Raw genomic sequence first — 21,283 nt, forward strand, 5'->3', positions numbered from 1 at the left:
AGACTTGGCCCATGGGAACCAATCAGCGCGCACAGATCGTCATGTCCGATGCCGAGGTCGCCGACTTCGTCACCACCAGCCGCACCGGGACACTGGCCACCGTCGGCCGGGACGGCCAGCCGCATCTGACCGCGATGTGGTACGCGGTGCTCGACGGCGAGATCTGGCTGGAGACCAAGGCGAAGTCGCAGAAGGCGGTGAACCTGCGCCGCGACCCGCGGGTCAGCTTCCTGATCGAGGGCGGCCACACTTACGACACGCTGCGCGGGGTCTCCTTCGAGGGCGTCGCCGAACTCGTCGAGGACGACGCCGACACGCTGTTCCGGGTCGGGGTGAGCGTCTTCGAGCGCTACACCGGTCCGTACACCGACGAGATGAAACCCGCGGTCGACATGATGATGAACAAGCGGATCGCGGTGCGTATCGTGCCGCGGCGCACCCGGTCCTGGGACCACCGCAAACTGGGCCTGCCGGCGATGCCGCTGGGCGGGTCCACCGCGCCGGCGGCCGGCTGAGCCACGGTCGGCCCCCGACAGACGAAAGTCCCCCATTCCGACGGGAATGGGGGACTTTTGCGCTGTAGCCCCGATGGGATTCGAACCCACGCTACCGCCGTGAGAGGGCGGCGTCCTAGGCCGCTAGACGACGGGGCCAGAACCGATCCGGGCTGCCAGCATAGCCCACATCGGGGCGCCCACCTAATCGTGCCGGATGAGCGCACTTCGCTGGGGTACCAGGACTCGAACCTAGAATGGCTGAACCAGAATCAGCTGTGTTGCCAATTACACCATACCCCATTGGCTCCCAAAACCGCTGGTCGCAGCGGATTAGCCCGTTTTCTCAGCGAGCTGGGGTCCACCGTGACCGGCCGTTGCGGGCCGTGGTGCAGACTACCAAAGTTTTTCAGTCCGCTTCGTCCGGGATGCCCGCGGCGGCGTCGCGTAGCCGCGCCAGGCTGCGTTCGCGGCCGAGCAACTCCAACGATTCGAACAGCGGCGGGCTGACCACCGAGCCGGTGGCGGCCACCCGCACCGGCCCGAACGCCTTACGCGGTTTGAGTTCCAGGCCCTCGATCAGCGCGGCCTTCAGCGCCGCCTCGATCTCGGCGGCCGTCCAGTGCGCGACACCGTCGAGCGCGTCGACCGCGGCGGCGAGCACCGGGCGTGCCGCCGGACGCAGTTCCTTGGCCGCGGCCTTGGGGTCCAGCGCGTAGGAGTCGTCGTCGAGGAAGGCGAGCAGGTCCCAGGCGTCGCCGAGCACGACGATGCGGGTCTGCACCAGCTCCGCGGCGGTGCGGAACTGCTCGTCGGTGAGCCCGGTGTCGTGGCCGTGGCCGGCGAGGTGGGCGGCCAGCCGGGCGGCGAAGTCGGCCGGTTCCAGCCGGCGGATGTGTTCGGCGTTGATCGCGTCGGCCTTCTTCTGGTCGAACCGCGCCGGGTTGGAGTTGACGTCGGCGACGTCGAAGGCCGCGACCATCTCGGCCATGTCGAACACGTCGCGGTCGTCGGCGATCGACCAGCCGAGCAGCGCCAGATAGTTCAGCAGGCCCTCCGGGATGAACCCGCGGTCGCGGTGGGCGAACAGGCTGGACTGCGGGTCGCGTTTGGACAGCTTCTTGTTGCCCTCCCCCAAAACGCTGGGCAGGTGCCCGAATTCGGGGACCCGGTCGGCCACCCCGATCCGGATCAGCGCGCGGTAGAGCGCGATCTGGCGCGGCGTGGAGGACAGCAGGTCTTCACCGCGCAGCACGTGGGTGATCTTCATCAACGCGTCGTCGACCGGGTTGACCAGGGTGTAGAGCGGGTCCCCGCTGGCCCGGGTCAGTGCGAAGTCCGGCACCGAGCCGGCCGGGAAGACCGTCTCGCCGCGCACCAGGTCGGGCCAGGCCAGGTCGTCGTCGGGCATCCGCAGCCGCACCACCGGCCGGCGCCCCTCGGCCAGGAACGCGGCGCGCTGCTGCTCACTGAGGTCGCGGTCGTGGTTGTCATAGCCCAGTTTCGGGTTGCGTCCGGCGGCGCGGTGGCGCTCCTCGACCTCCTCGGCGGTGGAGAACGCCTCGTAGGCCTCGCCGGCGGCCAGGAGCCGGTCGACCACGTCGCGGTGGATGTCCTTGCGCTCGGATTGCCGGTAGGGGCCGTACGGCCCGCCGACCTCCGGGCCCTCGTCGTAGTCGAGGTTCAGCCAGCGCAGCGCGTCCAGCAGTGCCAGGTAGCTGTCCTCGCTGTCGCGTTCGGCGTCGGTGTCCTCCAGCCGGAACACCAGTGTGCCGCCGGTGTGGCGGGCGTAGGCCCAGTTGAACAGGGCCGTGCGGATCAGCCCGACGTGCGGGGTGCCGGTGGGCGACGGACAGAACCTGACCCGGACCGTCATTCCTCTCCTCTGCTTTCTGCTCCGCCTGCGCGGGCCCCCCTGGGGTTTCCTTTGCGGACAACGGGATTGGACAGGGTGCCGATCCCCTCGACGGTGATCGCGACGGTGTCGCCGTGCTCGATCGGGCCGACGCCCTCGGGCGTGCCGGTGAGGATCAGGTCGCCGGGCAGCAGGGTCATCACCGCCGAGACCCATTCCACGATCGCGCCGATGTCGTGCAGCATCATCGACGTTCGGCTCCGCTGCTTGACCTCGCCGTTGACCTCGGTGCGCAGTTCGAGGTCGGCGGGGTCGACGTCGGTGACGATCCACGGGCCGACCGGACAGAACGTGTCGTGGCCCTTCGCCCGGGTCCACTGGCCGTCGGCCTGCTGCTGATCGCGCGCGGAGACGTCGTTGGCGATGGTGTAGCCCAGGATGTGTTCGGCGGCGCGCGCGGCGGGCACGTCCTTGCACGGCCGCCCGATCACCGCGGCCAACTCCCCTTCGTAGTGCACCGGTGCGGCGTTGGCGGGCAACTGAATCGGCACGTTGGGGCCGACGATGGCGGTGTTGGGCTTGAGGAAGATCACCGGGTCCGCCGGGGCGTCACCGCCCATCTCCGCGGCATGCGCGGCGTAGTTCTTGCCGACGCAGATCACCTTGGTGGCCAAGATCGGCGCGAGCAGCCGGACGTCGGCGAGCGGCCAGGACCGGCCGGTGAATGTCGGAGTGCCGAACGGGTGTTCGGCGATTTCTCGAGCCACCTGCGGGTCACCGTCGATGCTGACGAAAGCGACGCCGTCGGGGCTGGCGATTCGACCCAGGTGCATTCGTGACAGCCTAGCGAGGTCACCGCGCGGGCTGGCGGGCGGTGACCATGGTGACCAGGAAGTCCTCCAGGTGGGCGCGGCTGACGTCGAGTTCGCCGCGTAGCCACAGCGTCACCACCTCGAACCCGCCGGCGACCAGGGTCAGCGCGGCCAAGTCGATGTCGGGGTCCACCGGCTGCTGGCCGGCCAGCAGCACCCGGCCCTGCTCGGCCATCACGGTGGCGAGCATCTTGACCAGATCGCGCCAGCGGGACCGCAGTCCCTCGGTGGTCTGCGCCTCGATGAGCAGCTGCCCGCGCCTGGCGTCGGCGCACAGGAAGTCCAGCCCACTGCTCATCGCCGCGCGGGCGCGCTGTACCGGGTCGGGCGGCGCGGACTCGATCGCGGGCAGCATCGCCGCGAAGGCGCGGGCGTTCTGCCCGTCGTAGACGGCCAGCACCAGGTCGTCGACGGTGCGGAAGCTCTCGTAGAAGTACCGGTCGTTGAGCCGGGCGCGCAGGCACACCCCACGCACCGTGACGGCGGCGACCCCGTCGGCGGCGATGGTGTCCAACGCCGCGTCGAGCAGCGCCGCCCGCCGCCGGGACTGCCGCTCGCTTCCGGTGGCGCCGCCGTAGGTTCGCGCCCGCTCCGCCATGACGACCATTGTCACATCCTTGACCACCCGCGATATCTGGTGAAGACTGTCACCAGATGCCCATGAACGGGAGGTAGCGCCACGATGACCACCGCCGACCAGAAACTCCCCACCCCGCCCTTCCTGCAGAATTTCCCCTTCAACGTGTTCCTGCGGGTGCTGGCACCGCGCGACCTGGCCGCCACCGAGACGCAGCGGGAATCGTTTCGGCAGTGGTCCCGGATCGGCGACCCGCTCGCCGACGGCGTGGTGGCGATGATCCAGCGGATGCCCACCGGTGAGGGGCGCAAGCTGTTCGAGATCGCGGTGGAGCGCGGCATCGACGCCGTGCCGGATCCGCCGGAGGAGCTGGTGGCCTTCTTCGCCCAGGTCGACGAGCGCCCGTACTGGCTCGACGACGACAAGCTGGCGCTGGCCGCCCGGGTGTCCATGCGCACCGGGCTGTGGGGCATCGGGTTCGCCCTGCCCGGCCTGGCGCTGACCGGCGGATACCTGGCCTCCAAGGCCGACAAGCCGCTGGTGGGCACCGGCGACCTGCGCCGGATGGCGCCGCGCCGGCTCAACGAGACCGCCACCTGGTACATCGACGCCACCTCCCCCGGCGGTCTGGAGCGGTTCGCGCCCGGCTTCACCGGCACGCTGCGGGTGCGGCTGATGCACGCGATCGTCCGCTCGGCGATGTGCCGCCGCCCGGACTGGGACTTCGAGAACTGGGACCATCCGCTCAACCAGGCCCAGATGGCCGGCACCGTGATGCTGTTCTCGCTGGCCAACCTGGTCGGGTGCCAGGCGATGGGGCTGCGGTTCTCCGAACGGGAGCGGGAGGCGGTGTTCCACCTGTGGCGCTACGTCGGCCAGCTGATGGGGGTGGATCGCGAGCTCATGCCGGTCGACGAGGCCGACACCTGGCGGATGTTCTGGCTGCAGGCCGACACCGAGTTCCTACCCGACGAGGACTCCAAGGCGCTGGCCGAGGCGCTGCACGGCTCCCAGCCCGACGACGACGTGCCGATGTCGATCGCCCGGGCGGTGCTGTCCTCCTACAGCAGGCTGGTGCTGGGCAAGACCAACGCCGACCAGCTCGGCCTGCTGGACAGCAAGCCGCTGCAGGCCGCGGTGCTGGGCATCTCGGCGGTCAACCGGGTGATGGAGTTCCAGCGGGTGATCCCGGGGATGACCCGGCTCAACGAGGAGATCGGCCACTGGACCCGACGGCGGTTCGTCGGCCGCGGGTTCGCCGAGACCGGCGGTGACCGCAGCTACCGCCGCCACGACAAGCTGGTGATGGCCAAGACCGGCTGATCCGGCTGATCACGGACCCGGCGCGCCCGGGCCCGGTGTGGCACCATCGATCGGTGGCCGCCGATTCGATCAGCACCGCGACGCGGTGGTGGATCCTGATCGTCTCGCTGGCGGCGACGCTGTGCGCCTTCACGTTCATCAACGGGATCGCGTTCGTCATCCCGATGCTGGAGAGCAAACGCGACACAAACCTCGCCCAGGCCGGCCTGCTCGCCTCGATGCCCAGCGCCGGGATGGTGCTCACCCTCTACGGGTGGGGCTATCTGCTGGACCGCATCGGCGAGCGGGTGGTGCTCAGCTTCGGGATGGCGCTGACCGGCGCGGCGTGTTTCGCCGCGGCGTCGATGGATTCGCTGACGCTGGTGGGGGTTTTCCTGTTCCTCGGCGGGATGGCCGCGGCCTGCGCCAACACCGCCAGTGGACGGTTGGTGGCTGGCTGGTTCCCGGCGCACCAGCGCGGGCTGGTGATGGGGATACGGCAGACCGCCCAGCCGTTGGGGATCGCGTTGGGCGCCATGGTGATCCCCCGCTTCGCCCAGCACGGGCTGGAGCCGGCGCTGAAGTTCCCGGCGATGATCTGCACGCTGGCCGCGGTGGCGTGTGCGCTGGGTGTGCTCGACCCGCCGCGGGCCCCACTGGCGGCAGCCCCGCCCGAGGAACTCGCCAGCCCCTACCGCGGGTCCTCGGTCCTGTGGCGCATCCACGCCGCCTCGGCGGTGATGATGGTTCCGCAGGCGGTGATCTCGACGTTCATGCTGGTCTGGCTGATCCGCGAACAGCACCTGTCGATCACCACCGCCGGGGCGATGGTCACGGTGGCCCAGTTGCTCGGGGCGGCGTTCCGGGTCGCGGCCGGCCGTTGGTCGGACCGGGTCGGGTCGCGGCTGCGTCCGGTGCGCACGCTGGCGCTGGCCGGGGCGATGACCATGGTGTTACTCGGAGTGACCGCCTCCCTCGGTTCGCCGGCGGCGACGGCGGCGATCGTCGTCGCCGCGGTGATCACGGTGCTCGACAACGGTTTGTCGTCCACCGCGATCGCCGAGGTGGCCGGCCCGTACTGGAGCGGGCGGGCGCTGGGTGCGCAGAACACCAGCCAGCGGCTGACCGCGGCGGCCGCTCCCCCGGTCTTCGGTGCCGTCATCGGGGCGATCGGCTATCCGATGGCGTTCGCGGCGTGCGGGGTGATCGTGCTCACCGCCTGGCCGCTGGTGCCGGTCAAGGCCCGGCTGACTCGCGGCGAATCAGACGCGGCGGCAACCGATGCCGAGCGCGTCGACCGTTGAGTCGAGGCGGTCAGGTGGCCGAGTAATCGCAGACGCCGACGCCCTCACAGGTCTTGAGCACGGTGGAGCCGCGCTTGATCCGTAACGTGATGTCCACGGGTTCTTCGTCGTTGAGGTCCAGCGGCCGGGCCAGGAAGCTCAGAAACCGCGGTTCGGGCGCCAGCGTGATCGTCCAGGGCAGTTGCGCGACGGTGTCGTTGAACTGCAGGCCGTCGAAGTCGGTGTACAGCACCGCCAGTGGTGCGTCGAGAATGCCGGTGATCTCATAGGTGATCTCGTCGATCGGGACCACGCTGGTGGTCGGCCCGGCCGGCCCCGCCGCCGTCGAGCGGTCCTTACCGTCCCACGACCGGCTGGCCAGGGCGACCGCCGCGGCGATCACCAGCACGACGACCACGGCGACGGCGGCGCCGATGAGCCACGGCTTCGCGCTGCGCCGGGCCGGGGTGACGGCAGGCTGCTGCGGGTGGGCGATCTCCTGGGTCACGGCGTCGTCCTGGGTTTGCGCGCCGCTCCCCTGCCACACCGGGGGCTGCTGACCGTGGTCGGGCCCGCTGTGCTCCGGGTTCGTCATTGCGGCAGCCTAACACCGGATTCTCCGCGTGCCGGGCGAACCGGTGGGCGCGGCCGTCGGGCGGTCAGGTGGTGGTCACGCAGGGGTCCATGATCTTGCATTCGCGCAGGACGGTGTCGCCGCGCTTGATCTTCAACGTCACGTCGGGATCGTCGCCGAGGATGTCCATGCTGATCGCGAAGATGCTGGCGACGCTCGGTGCGGGCGAGATCGTGACCGACCACGGCAGGTCGCTGACCGTGGCGGTGACCGTCGCGTCGTTGTCGCCCATGTAGCCCACCGACAGCGAGGATTTCATGCTGCCGGTGATCTCGTAGGTGATGCTGTCGGCCGGCGCCTGGCTCGCGCTGGTGCTCGCGCCCGGTGACCCCGGGGTCGAGGCGGGTTTGTCGTCGGACTTGTCCGAGCCGCCGGCCAGGATCAGCACCGCGCCCACCAGGATCACCAGGACGAGCAGGATCGCACCGATGATCCAGGGCAGCTTGTTCTTCGGCGGCGGCCCGCCGGGAGGCATCCCCAGCTCGCCGTAGGGCGAAGCGCCGTAAGGCTGCGCACCGTACGGGGCGCCGTAGGGCTGACCGCCATAGGGCTGACCGCCGTAGGGCGGAGCGCCGTACTGCCCGTAGGGATCGGCGCCGTACGGCTGGCCACCATAGGGCTGCCCACCATAGGGCTGCTGCCCGCCGTAGGGCTGAGCGCCGTAGGGCTGACCGCCGGGCGGCGGCTGCTGGCCATACGGCGACCCGCCGTACTCCTGATGAGGCATTGCGGCGGCTTAACACCGCATTCCGGCGCCCCATCGCGGCAAAGTCGCGGCAAAGTCGCACCCGCTCACTGCCGCCCGAACTCGCAACCGGCGCCGAGCGGCCGCTATGGCACCATCGGTCGGATGCCCTCGCGGAGCGCCGGTCCAGCCCGCCGTTGGGTCATGCTCACCCTGGCGCTGACCGCGACGATGTGCGCCAACGTGTTCATCAACGGCGTCGCGTTCCTCATCCCCACCCTGCACAGCGACCGCGGCCTGGATCTGGCCCGCGCCGGCCTGGTCTCGGCCCTGCCGAGCCTCGGCATGGTGTTCACCCTGGTCGCCTGGGGCTATCTGGTCGACCGGGCCGGGGAACGCCGGGTGCTGTGGGCCGGATCCGCGCTGACCGCGGCGGCCGCGTTCGGCGCCGCGGCGACCGATTCGCTGACCGGCACCGGCGTCTTCCTGCTGCTGGGCGGGATGGCCGCCGCCTCCAGCAACACCGCCAGCGGCCGGCTGGTGGTCGGCTGGTTCCCCGCCCACCAGCGCGGCCTGGCGATGGGCATCCGCCAGACCGCCCAGCCGCTGGGGGTGGCCCTGGGCGCGCTGGTGATCCCCAACCTGGCCCACCACGGCATCGGCGTGGCGCTGCTGTTCCCGGCGACGGTCTGCGCGGTCTCCGCGTTGGCCTGCGCCGTCAGCGTCCTCGACCCGCCCCGCCCGCCGCGCGCCGAGGCGCCGGCCGAGCACCTGGCCAACCCCTACCGCGGGTCGGCGCTGCTGTGGCGCATCCACGTCATGTCGGTGCTGCTGGTGGTGCCCCAGGTGCTGGTGTGGACATTCATGCTGGTCTGGCTGATGAGTTCGAAGGGCTGGTCCGCGCCCGCCGCCGGCGCCCTGGTCACCGTCAGCCAGCTGCTCGGCGCTGCGGGCCGCATCGCCGCAGGCCGCTGGTCGGACCGGGTGGGCTCGCGGCTGCGCCCGGTCCGCAGCATCGCCGCCACCGCCGCACTGACCATGGCCGTCCTGGCGCTCTGTGACCTGCTGGACTCGCCGGTGGCGATCGCGGCGATCGTGCTCGCCTCGGTGATCACCGTCTCCGACAACGGGTTGGCCTTCACCGCGATCGCCGAGATCGCCGGACCGTTCTGGAGCGGACGCGCACTGGGCGCCCAGAACACCAGCCAACTGTTCGCCGCCGCGGTCGCCCCGCCGCTGTTCGGTGGGCTGATCGGCGTGTTCGGCTACCCGGTCGCCTTCGCGGTGTGCGCGCTGTTCCCGCTGGCCGCGATGCCGGCGGTGCCGGCCGACCCACCGCGGGCGCGTTGACTCTGCGCTCACCACGCAGAACGTCGAGTGACCCGCGTGGTAGGCGCAGAGTCGACGCGCCATGGCGCGGGCGCGAGGCGACCTAGAGCAGGCCCGCGATCCGGTCGCCGACCTCGCGGGTCGAGCGCGCGGTGTCGCCGCGGGTGGCCAGGTGCTGCTCGACGGCCTTGTCCACCCGGGCGGACGCGTCGTCGTGGCCCAAGTGCCCGAGCATCAGCGCGACCGACATGATCGCCGCGGTCGGGTCGGCCACCCCCTGCCCGGCGATGTCGGGCGCGCTGCCGTGCACCGGCTCGAACATCGACGGGTTGGCGCCGGTGGCGTCGATGTTGCCCGACGCGGCCAGCCCGATCCCGCCGCTGACCGCACCGGCCAGGTCGGTGATGATGTCGCCGAACAGGTTGTCGGTGACGATGACGTCGAACCGGCCCGGATCGGTGACCAGGTAGATGGTGGCGGCGTCGACGTGGCAGTAGGCGGTCTCCACGTCGGGGTACTGCGCGCCGACCTCGGCCACGATGCGCGACCACAGCGACCCGGCGAAGGCCAGCACATTGTTCTTGTGCACCAGGGTCAGGTGCTTGCGTCGCTGCCGCGCCCGCTCGAAGGCGTAGCGCACCACCCGCTCGACCCCGTAGGCGGTGTTGACGCTGACCTCGGTGGCCACCTCGTGCACGGTGCCGGCCCGGATCGCGCCCCCGTTGCCGGTGTAGGGCCCCTCGGTGCCCTCTCGCACCACCTGGAAGTCGATCCGCGGGTTCCCGGCCAGCGGGCTGGTCACCCCCGGGTACAGCCGGCTGGGCCGCAGGTTGACGTGATGGTCCAAGGCGAACCGGGCGGTCAGCAGCAGGCCCCGCTCGAGCACCCCGGACGGCACCGACGGATCGCCGATCGCACCCAGCAGGATCGCGTCGTGCCCGCGCAACTCGTCGAGGACACCGTCGGGCAGCACCTCACCGGTGGCGTGGTAGCGCCGGGCGCCCAGGTCGTAGTCGGTGGTCTGCACGCCGGGCAGCACCACGTCGAGCACCTTGAGCGCCTCCGCGGTGACCTCGGGCCCGATCCCGTCGCCGCCGATGACGGCCAGTTTCAGCGATGCGGTCACGACAGGTCCACCACCTCGAGCTTGCTGGCCCCGACCGCCGCGCCGATCGCCGAGCGCACGTCGGCGGGCACACCGCGGTCCAGCCGCAGCAGGATCGTGGAGTTGGGACCGGCCACGTCCTCGGAGAGTTGGGCGGCGGCGATGTTGATCCCGGCCTCGCCGAGCAGGGTGCCGATCTTGCCCAGTGCGCCGGGCTGGTCGTCGTAGTTGATGATCAGGTTGACCCCCTCGGCGCGCAGGTCGAAGTTGCGGCCGTTGATGCTGACGATCTTCTCGACCTGCTCCGCGCCGGCCAGGGTGCCTGCCACCGAGACCACCGTGCCGTCGGCGCCGACCGCGTCGACCTCCACCACGCTGCGGAACTTCGGGCTCTCACTGGCCACCGTCAGCTCGGCGGTCACGCCGCGCTCCTCGGCCAGCGCCGGCGCGTTGACGAACGTGACCGGGTCCTCGATCACCGCCGAGAACAGCCCACGCACCGCCGAAAGCTTCAGCACCTCAACCTCTTCGGAGCCCAGCTCACCGCGGACCTGCACACCGAGGGAGGCGGGCAGCCCGGCGGAGAGCACCCCGGCGAGCACCCCGAGCTTGCGCACCAGGTCCAGCCACGGCACGACGGCCTCGCCGACCGCGCCGCCGGCGACGTTGACCGCGTCCGGCACGAAATCACCGGCCAGCGCCAGCTTCACGCTCTCGGCCACGTCGGTGCCCGCGCGGTCCTGGGCCTCGGCGGTCGACGCGCCCAGGTGTGGGGTCACCACCACCTGCGGCAGGTCGAACAGCGGTGAGTCGGTGCACGGCTCGGTGGCGAACACGTCCAGGCCGGCGGCGCGGACGTGGCCGCTGCGCACCGCGTCGGCCAGCGCGGCCTCATCGATCAGCCCACCGCGGGCCGCGTTGACGATGATCACCCCCGGCTTGGTCTTGGCCAGCGACTCCCGACCGATCAGCCCGGCGGTCTCCGGCGTCTTGGGCAGGTGCATGGAGATGAAATCGGCGCGGGCCAGCAGCGCGTCGAGGTCGAGCAGTTCGATGCCCAGCTGGGCGGCCAGCGCCGGCGAGACGTACGGGTCGTAGGCGACGATGTGTGCCCCGAACGCCGCCAGCCGGGACGCCACCAGCTGCCCGATGCGGCCCAGTCCGACCACCCCGACGGTGTGGTCGTAGATCTCGGTGCCGGAGAACGAGGAGCGCTTCCAGGTGCGCTCGCGCAGGGTGGCGTCGGCCGGCGGGATCTGCCGGGCCGCGGCCAGCATCAGCGCGATCGCGTGCTCGGCGGCGCTGTGGATGTTGGAGGTGGGCGCGTTGACCACCAGGACCCCGCGGGCGGTGGCGGCGTCGACGTCGACGTTGTCCAGCCCCACCCCGGCGCGGGCGACGATCTTGAGTTTCGGCGCGGCGGCCAGTACCTCGGCGTCCACGGTCGTCGCCGAGCGCACCAGCAGCGCATCGGCCTCGGGGACCGCGGCGAGCAGTTTGGGCCGGTCGGGGCCGTCCACCCAGCGCACCTCGACCTGGTCGCCGAGCGCGGCGACGGTGGATTCGGCGAGTTTGTCGGCGATCAGAACAATGGGCAAGCTCACCCGGCCAGCCTAATGGGCGCGTCGACGCGCACCGGCCTGGGGCGGGCCAGCCCGGCGCCCCGGCATCAGGCCCTAGCATCACGGTATGGACGTCACCGTGGTCGGCAGCGGCCCCAACGGGCTGGCCGCCGCCGTGACCTGTGCGCGGGCCGGGTTGCGGGTGCAGGTCCTCGAGGCCCAGCCCACCGCCGGCGGTGGCGCCCGCACCGCCGCCGACCCCGAGTTCCCCGGTGTCCGGCACGACATCTGCTCGGCGGTGCACCCGCTGGCGCTGGGCTCGCCGTTCTTCGCCGCCTTCGACCTGCCCGCCCGCGGGGTGGAGCTGGTCAGCCCGCCGGTCTCCTACGCCAACCCGTTGACGGACCGGCCCGCCGCGGTCGCCTACCGCGACCTGGAGCGCACCTGCACCGAGTTGGAGCACGGCAAGTCCTGGCGACGGCTGCTCGGCCCGATGGCCAGCCGCGACGACACGGTGGTCGCCTTCCTGCTCGGCGACAAGCGCTCACTGCCGCCCCGCCCGGTGACCGTGGCCCGGCTGGGGCTGCGGATGCTCGAACAGGGCACCCCGGCGTGGCGGCTGCTGCGCGGGGAGGATGCCAGGGCGCTGTTCACCGGCGTGGCGGCCCACACGATCTCACCGATGCCGTCGCTGACCGCGGCCGGGGCGGGCATGATGCTGGGCACGCTGGCCCACACCGTCGGCTGGCCGGTCCCGGTCGGCGGCAGCCAGGCCATCGTCGACGCGCTGATCGCCGACCTGCGCGCGCACGGCGGGGAGCTGACCACCGGAGCCGAGGTCACCCAACCGCCCGCGGGGGTGGTGCTCTACGACACCGCCCCGACCGCGCTGCTCGACATCTACCGGGACGCGCTGCCGCCTCGCTACGCGCGCGCGCTGGGCCGCTACAGCTTCGGCGCCGGGGTGACCAAGGTCGATTTCGTGCTGTCCGGCGAGATCCCGTGGACCGACCCGCGGCTGGCCGACGCGCCCACCCTGCACCTGGGCGGCAGCCGCACCCAGATGGCCCGCGCCGAGGCCGACGTCGCCGCAGGCCGGCACGCGCAGTGGCCGATGGTGCTGGCCGCACTGCCGCACCTGGCCGACCCGGACCGCGTCGACGCCGCCGGTCGTCGGCCGCTGTGGACCTATGCGCACGTGCCGGCCGGTTCGCCGCTGGACCAGACCGAGACGGTCACCGCGCTCTTCGAACGGTTCGCACCGGGTTTTCGCGACATCGTGCTGGCCGCCCGCTGCGTGCCCGCCGACCGGATGGCCGAGCACAACGCCAACTACGTCGGCGGGGACATCGGTGTGGGTGGCAACTCGGTGTGGCGGGCGTTGGCCGGCCCCACCCCGCGGGTCAACCCCTGGGCGACCCCGATCCCGAAGGCGTACCTGTGCTCCGCGGCGACCCCGCCGGGCGGCGGCGTGCACGGCATGGCCGGCCTCTACGCCGCCCGCACGGTGCTGCGCCGCGAGTTCGGCATCACCGAGTTGCCTGACCTGGCGCCGTAAGCGCCGCCCCCGGCTCGCGAATACCCCGCGCGAAGTCCGCGATTACCCAGCGCCGAGCCCACGCAATACCCGCGAAAGTGAAGCCACGCAGGTGTGCTCTCGCACTTTTCCTGCGTGGCTTCAACCTCGGCGAAGCGCCGAACGTGCAGCGCGTCAGGCGGTCTCGGTGATCGGCCGGTCCACCCAGCTCATCAGGTCGCGCAGCTTCTTGCCGGTGACCTCGATGGGGTGCTCGGCGTTCTGCTTGCGCAGCGTCTCGAGCTCCTTGTTGCCGCCCTCGACGTTGGCGACCAGCCGCTTGACGAAGCTGCCGTTCTGGATGTCGCGCAGGATCTCCCGCATCCGCTCCTTGGTGCCCGCGTCGATCACCCGCGGCCCGGACAGGTATCCGCCGAACTCCGCGGTGTCGGACACCGAGTAGTTCATCCGCGCGATCCCGCCCTCGTACATCAGGTCGACGATCAGCTTGAGCTCGTGCAGCACCTCGAAGTAGGCCATCTCCGGGGCGTAGCCGGCCTCGACCATCACCTCGAACCCGGTCTTGACCAGTTCCTCGGTGCCGCCGCACAACACGGCCTGCTCACCGAAGAGGTCGGTCTCGGTCTCCTCCTTGAAGGTGGTCTTGATGACACCGGCGCGGGCGCCACCGATCGCCTTGGCGTAGGACAGCGCCAGCGCCTCACCGTTTCCGGTCGGGTCCTGGTCGATGGCGATCAGGCACGGCACACCCTTGCCGTCGACGAACTGGCGGCGCACCAGGTGCCCCGGCCCTTTGGGGGCCACCATGCCGACGGTGATGTTGTCGGCCGGCTGGATCAGGTCGAAGTGGATGTTCAGACCGTGGCCGAAGAACAGCGCGTCGCCGTCGTTGAGGTGCGGCTCGATGTCGTTTGTGAAGATCTCGGCCTGCGCGGTGTCCGGCGCCAGCAACATGATCACGTCGGCCCACTGCGCCACCTCGGCCGGGGTGCCGACCTCCAGGCCCTGTTCCTCGACCTTGGGCCGGGACTTGGAGCCCTCCTTCAGGCCGACCTTCACCGGCACACCGGAATCGCGCAGGCTCAGCGAGTGCGCGTGCCCCTGGCTGCCGTACCCGATCACACCGACCTTGCGGCCCTGGATGATCGACAGATCCGCATCGTCGTCGTAGAACATCTGCACTGCCACGTGTTTCTTCTCCTTCGGTTTTTCAGCGTGAAAACTCTTACTTGCCCGACCCCATGCCGCGCGGACCGCGCGCCAGGGTGACCAGACCGGACTGGGCGATCTCCTTGATGCCGAACGGTTCGAGCACCCGCAGCAGCGCCTCGAGCTTCTCCGGTGTGCCGGTGGTCTCGACGGTCAGCGACTCGGTGGAGACGTCAACAACCTTGGCGCGGAACAGGTTCACCGCCTCGACCACCTGCCCGCGGGTGGCGACGTCGGCGCGGACCTTGATCAGGGCGAGCTCGCGGGAGACCGAGTTCTCCTCGACCTGCTCGACGATCTTGATGACGTTGATCAGCTTGTTGAGCTGTTTGGTCATCTGCTCCAGCGGGGTGTTCTCCACCGAGACGACGATCGTCATCCGCGAGATGCCCTTGGTCTCGGTGGCGCCGACGGCCAGCGACTCGATGTTGAAGCCGCGGCGGGAGAACAGCGATGACACCCGGGCCAGCACGCCGGGGGTGTCCTCGACGAGCACCGACAGGGTGTGGGTGGTGATCGAGTTGATGTCGGTGGTGGTCATCAGGCGTGGCCCTCGTTGTCCTCGTCGTCGAAGAGCGGCCGGATGCCGAACGCGGCCTGGATCTCATCGTTGCTGGTGCCCGCTGCCACCATCGGCCAGACCTGCGCGTCGGCGCCGACGATGAAATCGATCACCACCGGCCGGTCGGTGATCTCGCGTGCCGCGTTGATCACGTCCTCGACGTCTTCGGCACGCTCACAACGCATTCCGACGCAACCGAGCGCCTCCGCGAGCTTGACGAAGTCCGGGATCCGGTGCGAGTGGGTGGCCAGGTCGGTCTGCGAGTACCGCTCGCCGTAGAACAGGGTCTGCCACTGGCGGACCATGCCCAGGTTGCCGTTGTTGATCAGCGCGACCTTGATCGGCATCCCCTCGACCGCGCAGGTCGCCAGCTCCTGGTTGGTCATCTGGAAACAGCCGTCGCCGTCGATGGCCCACACCTCGGCGTCCGGCGCGCCGATCTGGGCGCCCATCGCCGCCGGGATCGCGAAGCCCATGGTGCCCAGCCCGCCGGAGTTCAGCCAGGTGCGCGGCTTCTCGTAGGAGATGAACTGCGCCGCCCACATCTGGTGCTGACCCACCCCGGCCGCGTAGATCGCGTCGGGGCCGGCGATGCGGCCCAGCGTCTCGATGACGTACTCGGGGCTCAGGCTGCCGTCGCTCTGCGGACCGTAGCTCAGCGGGTAGGTCGACCGGATGCCGTCGAGGTAGCGCCACCACTCGGTCATCTCCAGCGGCTCGTCGAGCTCCCGGCGCAGGGCGGCGATCAGGTCGGTGATGACGGCCTTGACGTCGCCGACGATCGGCACGTCGGCGTGCCGGTTCTTGCCGATCTCCGCCGGGTCGATGTCGGCGTGGATCACCTTGGCGTCGGGCGCGAAGGAGTCCAGCTGGCCGGTGACCCGGTCGTCGAAGCGGGCGCCGAGGGTGATCAGCAGGTCACTGCGCTGCAGCCCGGCCACCGCCGCGACGGTGCCGTGCATGCCGGGCATACCCAGGTGCTGACGGTGGCTGTCGGGGAACGCGCCGCGCGCCATCAGCGTGGTGACCACCGGGATGCCGGTGAGCTCGGCCAGCTCGGCGAGTTCGGCGGTGGCGTCGCCGCGGATCACTCCGCCGCCGACGTAGAGCACCGGCCGGCTGGCTGCGGTGATCAGCTTGGCGGCCTCCCGGATCTGCCGGTTGTGCGGTTTGGTGTTCGGCTTGTAGCCGGGCAGCTGCATCGTCGGCGGCCAGGCGAAGGTGCACTGGCCCTGCAGGATGTCCCTGGGGATGTCGACCAGCACCACGCCGGGGCGTCCGGACGCGGCGATGTGGAACGCCTCGGCCAGCACCCGCGGGATGTCGTCGCCGTTGCGCACCAGGTAGTTGTGCTTGGTGATCGGCATGGTGACCCCGGAGATGTCCGCCTCCTGGAAGGCGTCGGTGCCGATCAGTTGCCTGCCCACCTGCCCGGTGATCGCGACCACCGGGATGGAGTCCATCTGCGCGTCGGCCAGCGGGGTGACCAGGTTGGTCGCGCCCGGCCCGGAGGTGGCCATGCACACCCCGACCCGGCCGGTGGCGTGGGCGTAGCCGCTGGCGGCGTGCCCGGCGCCCTGTTCGTGGCGGACCAGGACGTGGCGCAGTTTTTTGGAGTCGAACAGCGGGTCGTAGACCGGCAGCACTGCGCCGCCGGGGATGCCGAAGATGACGTCGACGTCGAGTTCCTCAAGTGACCGGACCACCGACTCGGCGCCGGTCAACTGCTCGGGTTCGACACGGCGCGGCGACGGGGGCGCCGGCTGCGGTTTCTGCTGCTCCCGGGTCGCCGCGGACCGGGAGGATGGTCGCGTGGTGGGTGCGCTCACGATGTCCTCTTCAGATGGTGCCAATCGGGGGTCAAAGACAAACAAAAACCCCCGCCAGCCAGCTGCTGTACGAGGGTTGCGCGTTGGTGCTCGAGTAACCGGGGTGGGCTAGTCAGCCGCCAACGCGCCGACCGAGTACTACGAGCATGCCGCGGTTGTTCATGCCCCAACGCTAGCTTCCGCACAGGTCAACCGTCAAATAGCGGAACCCGGCGCCGGCGGCCCGAGCCACCGCCGACCGGCCAGGTCGACGACGGTGCGATGATGCCCGGGTGAACGCCCCCACCCCACCCGTCGTGATCAAGATCTCCCCGATGGCCCACCTCGCGGTCGGCTTCTTCGCCCTCGGGCTGATGATCCCGGTGCTGAGCTGGTCGTTCAGCCTGCCGTTGCTGCTTATCCCGGCCGCGGTCTCGGTGTGGATCATCCGGTTGCGCACGGTGGCCGACACCCACGGGGTCACCGCACGCGAACTGTTCGGCAGCCGGCGGATCCCCTGGACACAGATCGACGGTCTGCGGTTCACCAAGGGGTCGTGGGCGCGCGCCCACCTCACCGACGGCGCCGAGGTGCGGTTGCCCGCGGTGACGTTCGGGACGCTACCGCGGCTCACCGAGGTCAGCGGCGGACGGGTGCCCAACCCGTATCGCTGACTCAGGCCAGCGGGTTGGCCCCGTTGAGCAGCACCCACATCGCGATACCGCCGCCGATGCCGAGCAACAGCGCCAGGAACGAGCCGATGAACGGCCGCCGCGACCAGCCGCGCCCGGCGTCCAGCCCGTAGCGACCGGGCCCGACGAGGATGATCGCCACCGCCAGCGCGATCAGGGTGAGCTGGTATTCGTGGCCGTCGGGCAGGAAGAAGCCGAACCGGCCCGAGTCGGCGCTGACCGCCGCGAGCATGCCGTTGATCAGGTAGGCCAGCACCCCGGCCGCGGCCAGCGGAGTGAACAGACCCAGCACCAGCAGCAGCCCCGCGGTGATCTGCCCGCCGGCGGCGACGTAGGTGAGGATGTCGGCGTGCTGGTAGCCGGCGTCGGACAGCGAGTTCTTCAGCCCGCTGAGTCCGCTGCCGCCCCACCAGCCGAACAGGTTCTGCAGCCCGTGGGCGATCAGCAGCCCGCCGAGCGCGACGCGCAGGATCAGCAGACCCAAGTCCTGGGTGCCGCGGCGGCCGGCCGCGCGGACCCGCTCCTCGTGGTGGGCGTCCCAGTCGTCGGGGGCGGCGTGACGCCCGCCCGGGTGGACCCCGCCGGGCTGGACGTACGGCAGCGGTTCGGGCTCGTGCAGCAGGTTGTAGCCGGAGTTCGACGGGTTGCCGGCCGGGTCGGCGGAGCTGTACGACGGGATCGCGGTGGTCTCGAAGTCACCGGCGTAACCGGCCGACGGCAGATCGTCCTCGGGGTCCACCAGGCGCGGCGAACCGGGTGCCTGCGGAGGGTTAGGGGTCACGGCATCCTCCGGTCGCTGCCAGGGCAAATCTTCGGATTGACGGGGCACGCCTGACAGGGTAAGGGCAGAACAGGCCGAATTGGCGATTTGAGATCCCTCTTTTCCAGGGCGTATCCACACCGTTATCTTCACCGGCCCAATGTCGCGTGGCGGGTGTCGTCACGCGGTCCGTAATCTGGCGGGCATGCGTGAACGCCGGAGACGTCAGCAGATGTTCGCCCTCGGGTGCGCGGCGCTGCTGACCCTGGCCGGCTGCGCCCACTTCGACGACGCCCAATCCGAGCCGTTCACCGAGGTCCCGCGGCTGGAGCCGCCACCGCCGTCGACGCCTAAGCCGCCACCGCCGCTGCCGGCCGAACCGTTTCCCAAGGAATGCCCGGCGCCCGGGGTGATGCAGGGCTGCCTGGACAGCACCAGCGGGCTGATCATGGGCCCGACTGGCAAGACCGCGCTGGTCGCCGAGCGCACCACCGGGCTGATCAAGAACATCGCGGTCGACGCGGAACCGACGGTCAAGACCACCCTGGACGTCGATCCCACCGGCGACGGCGGGCTGATGGACATCGTGCTGTCACCCACCTACGAGCAGGACCGGCTGATGTACGCCTACATCACCACCCCCACCGACAACCGGGTGATCCGGATCGCCGACGGCGACGTGCCCAAGGACATCCTCACCGGCATCCCGAAGGGGCCGACCGGCAACAGTGGGGCGCTGGCGTTCACCAGCCCGACCACCCTGATCGTGTTGACCGGCGACGCCGGCGACCCGGCGGCCGCCGCGGATCCCGCGTCGCTGGCCGGCAAGGTGCTGCGCATCGAGCAGCCGACCACGGTCGGTCAGGCGCCGCCGACGACGGCGCTGAGCGGGATGGGCGCCGGCGGCGGGCTCTGCCTCGACCCGGCCGACCAGTCGCTCTACATCACCGACCGCACCCCCACTGGGGACCGGCTGCAGCGCATCACCAAGGATTCGGAGTCCTCGGTGGTGTGGACCTGGCCGGACAAGCCGGGCATCGCCGGTTGCGCCGCGCTGGACGGGATGGTGCTGGTCAACCTCGTCAACACCAAGCAGACCGTGGTGGTGCAGGTCTCCGACAGCGGTTCGGTGACCAGCGACCCCGACGTGGTGCGCCAGGACGAGCACGGTCACGCCTGGGCGCTGCGGCTCTCCCCCGACGGCAACATCTGGGGCGCGACGGTCAACCGCACCGCCGGTGACGCCGGCAAGCTCGACGACGTGGTCTTCCCGCTGTTCAAGACCGGTGGCGGGTTCCCGCGGCCGAACGAGGAAAAGTCCTAGGCGGTCGACGCCGCGGGCGGTCGGGGCCCTGTTCCGAGGCGCTGCGGTGGCCTGCTGGCCCTTCCGGCCCTACTGACCCGACGGCCTCAGTTGTCTCTGCGGTACTTCCCGTCCTTCCCGTCCCATGCGTCCCTGATGTTTCCTTGCGTCCCTGACGTTTCCTTGCGTCCCTGGCGCCCGCGGCATCCCTGGCGCCCCTGTTACCCCTACCGTCTCGGTCTGTGGATAACCACCGAACTGTGGATAACCCCAGCTCACGGCCGTATCGGTCGGCCTTCTTGTCGGACCCTCGCGTTATCTTTGGAACATGCGTTCGATCAGTTCGCGCGAGGAGATCGTCGAAGCCTTCGACGGCCTCGACGCCGCGCTGGACCGGGTGCTGACGCTGGACTGCGCCACGCTGAGCACCCGCGAACGCCTCGCGCTGCTGCAGCGCTGCGAGCGGGTGCGTCGCCGTCTCCCGGCCGTCGAGCACCCGTTGATCAACGAGGTGGTCCGAGGCGGCGAGCCCAGCGAACTCGGCGGCAGCGTGGCCCACGCGCTGGCCGATCAGTGCTCCCTCTCCCGCACCGACGCGACCCGCCGCATCCACGAGGCCGCCGACCTCGGACCGCGGCGCTCGCTGACCGGTGACCCGCTGCCGCCGCTGCTGGAGCACACGGCCGCCGGACAGCGCGCCGGGGACATCGGCCCCGCTCACATCAATGTCATCCGCGGCTTCCTGCACCAGCTGCCCGGCTTCGTCGACGCGGCCGCCCGGACCAAAGCCGAACAGGAACTGGCCCGCCACGCCCGCGACTTCCGGCCCGACCAGCTCGCCAAGCTCGCCCAGCGGCTGTCCGACTGCCTCAACCCCGACGGGAATTTCACCGACGAGGACCGGTCCCGGCGGCGCGGCCTGGTGCTGGGCAGGCAACAGGCCGACGGGATGAGCGAACTGCGCGGCTACCTCAGCCCGGAGCTGCGCGCCACCCTGGAGGCCGCCTGGGCGAAGCTGGCCGCGCCCGGCATGTGCGACCCCGGGCAGGAGACGCCCACCGTCGACGGCACGCCCAGCGCGGAGGCCGTCGAGGCCGACACCCGCAGCGCCGCCCAGCGCAACCACGACGGGCTGCTGGCCGGGCTGCGGGCTCTGCTGGCCTCCGGCAAGCTCGGCGCCCACAACGGGCTGCCCGCCACCGTCGTCATCACCACCACGTTGGCCGAGCTGGAATCGACGACCGGTCACGCGCTGACCGGCGGCGGCAGCCTGCTGCCGATGCGCGATGTGATCCGGATGGCCCGGCACGCCCACCACTACCTGGCGATCTTCGACAAGGGCAAGGCGGTGGCGCTCTACCACACCAAGCGGCTGGCTTCCGCGGGGCAGCGAATCGTCTTGTACGCCAAGGATCGTGGCTGCTCACACCCCGGCTGCGACGTATCGGGGTACTACTGCGAGGTCCACCATGTGGAGGAATACTCGCGCAACCCCGAAACCGCGATGGAGAACCTGACCTTCGCTTGCGGGCCGCATCACACGCTGCTGACGCCCGGCGGCTGGCGCACCCGGGTGAACAGTCGCGGCGAGACCGAGTGGATCCCTCCATTGCATATGCAGCGCGACCGGCCGCGCACAAACACTTTCCATCACCCGGAGAAACTGCTGGGCGCCGACACCGACACCGACACCGAGGCCGACGACACCGGGTGA

19 protein-coding genes and 2 tRNA genes are annotated in these 21,283 nt (G+C 70.6%); 8 read left to right on the forward strand and 13 right to left on the reverse strand.

The genetic code is table 11. From position 1 onward, the window contains the following. Nucleotides 1–11 precede the first annotated feature (11 nt). A complete protein-coding gene (locus AWC30_RS00915) occupies nt 12–515 on the forward strand; it encodes a pyridoxamine 5'-phosphate oxidase family protein (RefSeq protein WP_085107537.1) in 504 nt (167 codons plus the stop codon). 65 nt (nt 516–580) lie between these two features. Here AWC30_RS00915 and AWC30_RS00920 read toward each other — a convergent pair. The 5 genes from AWC30_RS00920 to AWC30_RS00940 form a co-directional block, all read right to left on the reverse strand. Next, nucleotides 581–653, reverse strand: a tRNA-Glu gene (locus AWC30_RS00920). A gap of 72 nt (nt 654–725) precedes the next feature. After that, nucleotides 726–797, reverse strand: a tRNA-Gln gene (locus AWC30_RS00925). 106 nt (nt 798–903) lie between these two features. Next, complete coding sequence (gene gltX, locus AWC30_RS00930; RefSeq protein ID WP_085107540.1) at nt 904–2,370, reverse strand: glutamate--tRNA ligase; 1,467 nt, start codon at nt 2,368–2,370, stop codon at nt 904–906. Further along, on the reverse strand, nt 2,367–3,182 hold the full coding sequence (locus tag AWC30_RS00935; RefSeq protein ID WP_085107543.1) for a fumarylacetoacetate hydrolase family protein: 816 nt from the start codon (nt 3,180–3,182) through the stop codon (nt 2,367–2,369). Before AWC30_RS00935 ends, gltX begins: the two co-directional genes overlap by 4 nt. A 19-nt stretch (nt 3,183–3,201) precedes the next feature. After that, nucleotides 3,202–3,819 carry a TetR/AcrR family transcriptional regulator gene (locus AWC30_RS00940; RefSeq protein ID WP_085107706.1) on the reverse strand — a complete coding sequence of 206 codons (618 nt, stop codon included), beginning with the start codon at nt 3,817–3,819 and terminating at the stop codon, nt 3,202–3,204. A gap of 84 nt (nt 3,820–3,903) precedes the next feature. Here AWC30_RS00940 and AWC30_RS00945 point away from each other — a divergent pair, with 84 nt between their 5' ends. Further along, nucleotides 3,904–5,121, forward strand: coding sequence for an oxygenase MpaB family protein (locus AWC30_RS00945; RefSeq protein ID WP_085107545.1), 1,218 nt, complete (start codon nt 3,904–3,906; stop codon nt 5,119–5,121). Nucleotides 5,122–5,174: 53 nt separating this feature from the next. Continuing rightward, a complete protein-coding gene (locus AWC30_RS00950) occupies nt 5,175–6,404 on the forward strand; it encodes an MFS transporter (RefSeq protein WP_085107548.1) in 1,230 nt (409 codons plus the stop codon). A gap of 10 nt (nt 6,405–6,414) precedes the next feature. On the opposite strand, the gene AWC30_RS00955 is transcribed toward AWC30_RS00950, so the two are convergent. Both AWC30_RS00955 and AWC30_RS17290 read right to left on the reverse strand, forming a co-directional pair. Further along, nucleotides 6,415–6,978: a hypothetical protein gene (locus AWC30_RS00955; RefSeq protein WP_085107551.1), complete on the reverse strand. Its 564-nt coding sequence runs from the start codon at nt 6,976–6,978 to the stop codon at nt 6,415–6,417. Between the two features lie 64 nt (nt 6,979–7,042). Continuing rightward, a complete protein-coding gene (locus AWC30_RS17290) occupies nt 7,043–7,744 on the reverse strand; it encodes an MmpS family transport accessory protein (protein WP_109561871.1) in 702 nt (233 codons plus the stop codon). A 123-nt stretch (nt 7,745–7,867) separates the two neighbouring features. Between AWC30_RS17290 and AWC30_RS00965 the strand changes: the two genes are divergently transcribed. Beyond that, nucleotides 7,868–9,052: an MFS transporter gene (locus tag AWC30_RS00965; protein ID WP_085107556.1), complete on the forward strand. Its 1,185-nt coding sequence runs from the start codon at nt 7,868–7,870 to the stop codon at nt 9,050–9,052. A gap of 82 nt (nt 9,053–9,134) precedes the next feature. Here AWC30_RS00965 and AWC30_RS00970 read toward each other — a convergent pair whose 3' ends face one another. Then, entirely contained in the window at nt 9,135–10,145 is a 1,011-nt protein-coding gene (locus tag AWC30_RS00970; protein ID WP_085107709.1) for a 3-isopropylmalate dehydrogenase, read from the reverse strand. An 8-nt stretch (nt 10,146–10,153) separates the two neighbouring features. Further along, nucleotides 10,154–11,740, reverse strand: a complete 1,587-nt coding sequence (gene serA, locus AWC30_RS00975) for a phosphoglycerate dehydrogenase (protein ID WP_085107559.1) — start codon at nt 11,738–11,740, stop codon at nt 10,154–10,156. An 85-nt stretch (nt 11,741–11,825) separates the two neighbouring features. On the opposite strand from serA, the gene AWC30_RS00980 reads away from it, so the two are divergent. Continuing rightward, complete coding sequence (locus AWC30_RS00980) at nt 11,826–13,256, forward strand: phytoene desaturase family protein (RefSeq protein ID WP_085107561.1); 1,431 nt, start codon at nt 11,826–11,828, stop codon at nt 13,254–13,256. A gap of 153 nt (nt 13,257–13,409) precedes the next feature. Here AWC30_RS00980 and ilvC read toward each other — a convergent pair whose 3' ends face one another. Genes ilvC through AWC30_RS00995 form a run of 3 tightly spaced genes read right to left on the reverse strand, consistent with a single transcriptional unit; the run spans nt 13,410 to nt 16,835 of the window. Next, nucleotides 13,410–14,411, reverse strand: coding sequence for a ketol-acid reductoisomerase (ilvC, locus tag AWC30_RS00985; RefSeq protein WP_207568375.1), 1,002 nt, complete (start codon nt 14,409–14,411; stop codon nt 13,410–13,412). A 49-nt stretch (nt 14,412–14,460) separates the two neighbouring features. After that, nucleotides 14,461–14,985, reverse strand: coding sequence for an acetolactate synthase small subunit (ilvN, locus tag AWC30_RS00990; RefSeq protein WP_085107566.1), 525 nt, complete (start codon nt 14,983–14,985; stop codon nt 14,461–14,463). Beyond that, nucleotides 14,985–16,835 carry an acetolactate synthase large subunit gene (locus AWC30_RS00995; RefSeq protein WP_085107568.1) on the reverse strand — a complete coding sequence of 617 codons (1,851 nt, stop codon included), beginning with the start codon at nt 16,833–16,835 and terminating at the stop codon, nt 14,985–14,987. The genes ilvN and AWC30_RS00995 overlap by 1 nt, the downstream gene beginning before the upstream one ends. Before the next feature lie 314 nt (nt 16,836–17,149). Between AWC30_RS00995 and AWC30_RS01000 the strand changes: the two genes are divergently transcribed. Continuing rightward, the gene (locus AWC30_RS01000; RefSeq protein ID WP_085107712.1) at nt 17,150–17,488 is read left to right on the forward strand and encodes a PH domain-containing protein; all 339 of its coding nucleotides are present in this window, start codon (nt 17,150–17,152) and stop codon (nt 17,486–17,488) included. Between the two features lies 1 nt (nt 17,489). Here the strand turns inward: AWC30_RS01000 and AWC30_RS01005 are convergent, their stop codons facing one another. Further along, nucleotides 17,490–18,335, reverse strand: a complete 846-nt coding sequence (locus AWC30_RS01005) for a DoxX family protein (RefSeq protein ID WP_085107571.1) — start codon at nt 18,333–18,335, stop codon at nt 17,490–17,492. 136 nt (nt 18,336–18,471) lie between these two features. On the opposite strand from AWC30_RS01005, the gene AWC30_RS01010 reads away from it, so the two are divergent. Then, a complete protein-coding gene (locus AWC30_RS01010) occupies nt 18,472–19,590 on the forward strand; it encodes a PQQ-dependent sugar dehydrogenase (protein ID WP_085107574.1) in 1,119 nt (372 codons plus the stop codon). Between the two features lie 307 nt (nt 19,591–19,897). Beyond that, complete coding sequence (locus AWC30_RS01015) at nt 19,898–21,283, forward strand: HNH endonuclease signature motif containing protein (protein ID WP_085107577.1); 1,386 nt, start codon at nt 19,898–19,900, stop codon at nt 21,281–21,283.

Origin of the sequence: Mycolicibacillus trivialis (genome assembly GCF_002102395.1) — a bacterium.
Lineage (GTDB): Bacteria > Actinomycetota > Actinomycetes > Mycobacteriales > Mycobacteriaceae > Mycobacterium > Mycobacterium triviale.

Bases quoted from the DNA above. Each gene is read 5' to 3' on its own strand.
- AWC30_RS00915 (WP_085107537.1), top strand. From the start codon at position 12: ATGGGAACCAATCAGCGCGCACAGATCGTCATGTCCGATGCCGAGGTC.
- gltX (WP_085107540.1), bottom strand. From the start codon at position 2,370: ATGACGGTCCGGGTCAGGTTCTGTCCGTCGCCCACCGGCACCCCGCAC.
- AWC30_RS00935 (WP_085107543.1), bottom strand. From the start codon at position 3,182: ATGCACCTGGGTCGAATCGCCAGCCCCGACGGCGTCGCTTTCGTCAGC.
- AWC30_RS00940 (WP_085107706.1), bottom strand. From the start codon at position 3,819: ATGGCGGAGCGGGCGCGAACCTACGGCGGCGCCACCGGAAGCGAGCGG.
- AWC30_RS00945 (WP_085107545.1), top strand. From the start codon at position 3,904: ATGACCACCGCCGACCAGAAACTCCCCACCCCGCCCTTCCTGCAGAAT.
- AWC30_RS00955 (WP_085107551.1), bottom strand. From the start codon at position 6,978: ATGACGAACCCGGAGCACAGCGGGCCCGACCACGGTCAGCAGCCCCCG.
- AWC30_RS17290 (WP_109561871.1), bottom strand. From the start codon at position 7,744: ATGCCTCATCAGGAGTACGGCGGGTCGCCGTATGGCCAGCAGCCGCCG.
- AWC30_RS00965 (WP_085107556.1), top strand. From the start codon at position 7,868: ATGCCCTCGCGGAGCGCCGGTCCAGCCCGCCGTTGGGTCATGCTCACC.
- AWC30_RS00980 (WP_085107561.1), top strand. From the start codon at position 11,826: ATGGACGTCACCGTGGTCGGCAGCGGCCCCAACGGGCTGGCCGCCGCC.
- ilvC (WP_207568375.1), bottom strand. From the start codon at position 14,411: ATGTTCTACGACGACGATGCGGATCTGTCGATCATCCAGGGCCGCAAG.
- ilvN (WP_085107566.1), bottom strand. From the start codon at position 14,985: ATGACCACCACCGACATCAACTCGATCACCACCCACACCCTGTCGGTG.
- AWC30_RS01000 (WP_085107712.1), top strand. From the start codon at position 17,150: ATGGCCCACCTCGCGGTCGGCTTCTTCGCCCTCGGGCTGATGATCCCG.
- AWC30_RS01010 (WP_085107574.1), top strand. From the start codon at position 18,472: ATGCGTGAACGCCGGAGACGTCAGCAGATGTTCGCCCTCGGGTGCGCG.
- AWC30_RS01015 (WP_085107577.1), top strand. From the start codon at position 19,898: ATGCGTTCGATCAGTTCGCGCGAGGAGATCGTCGAAGCCTTCGACGGC.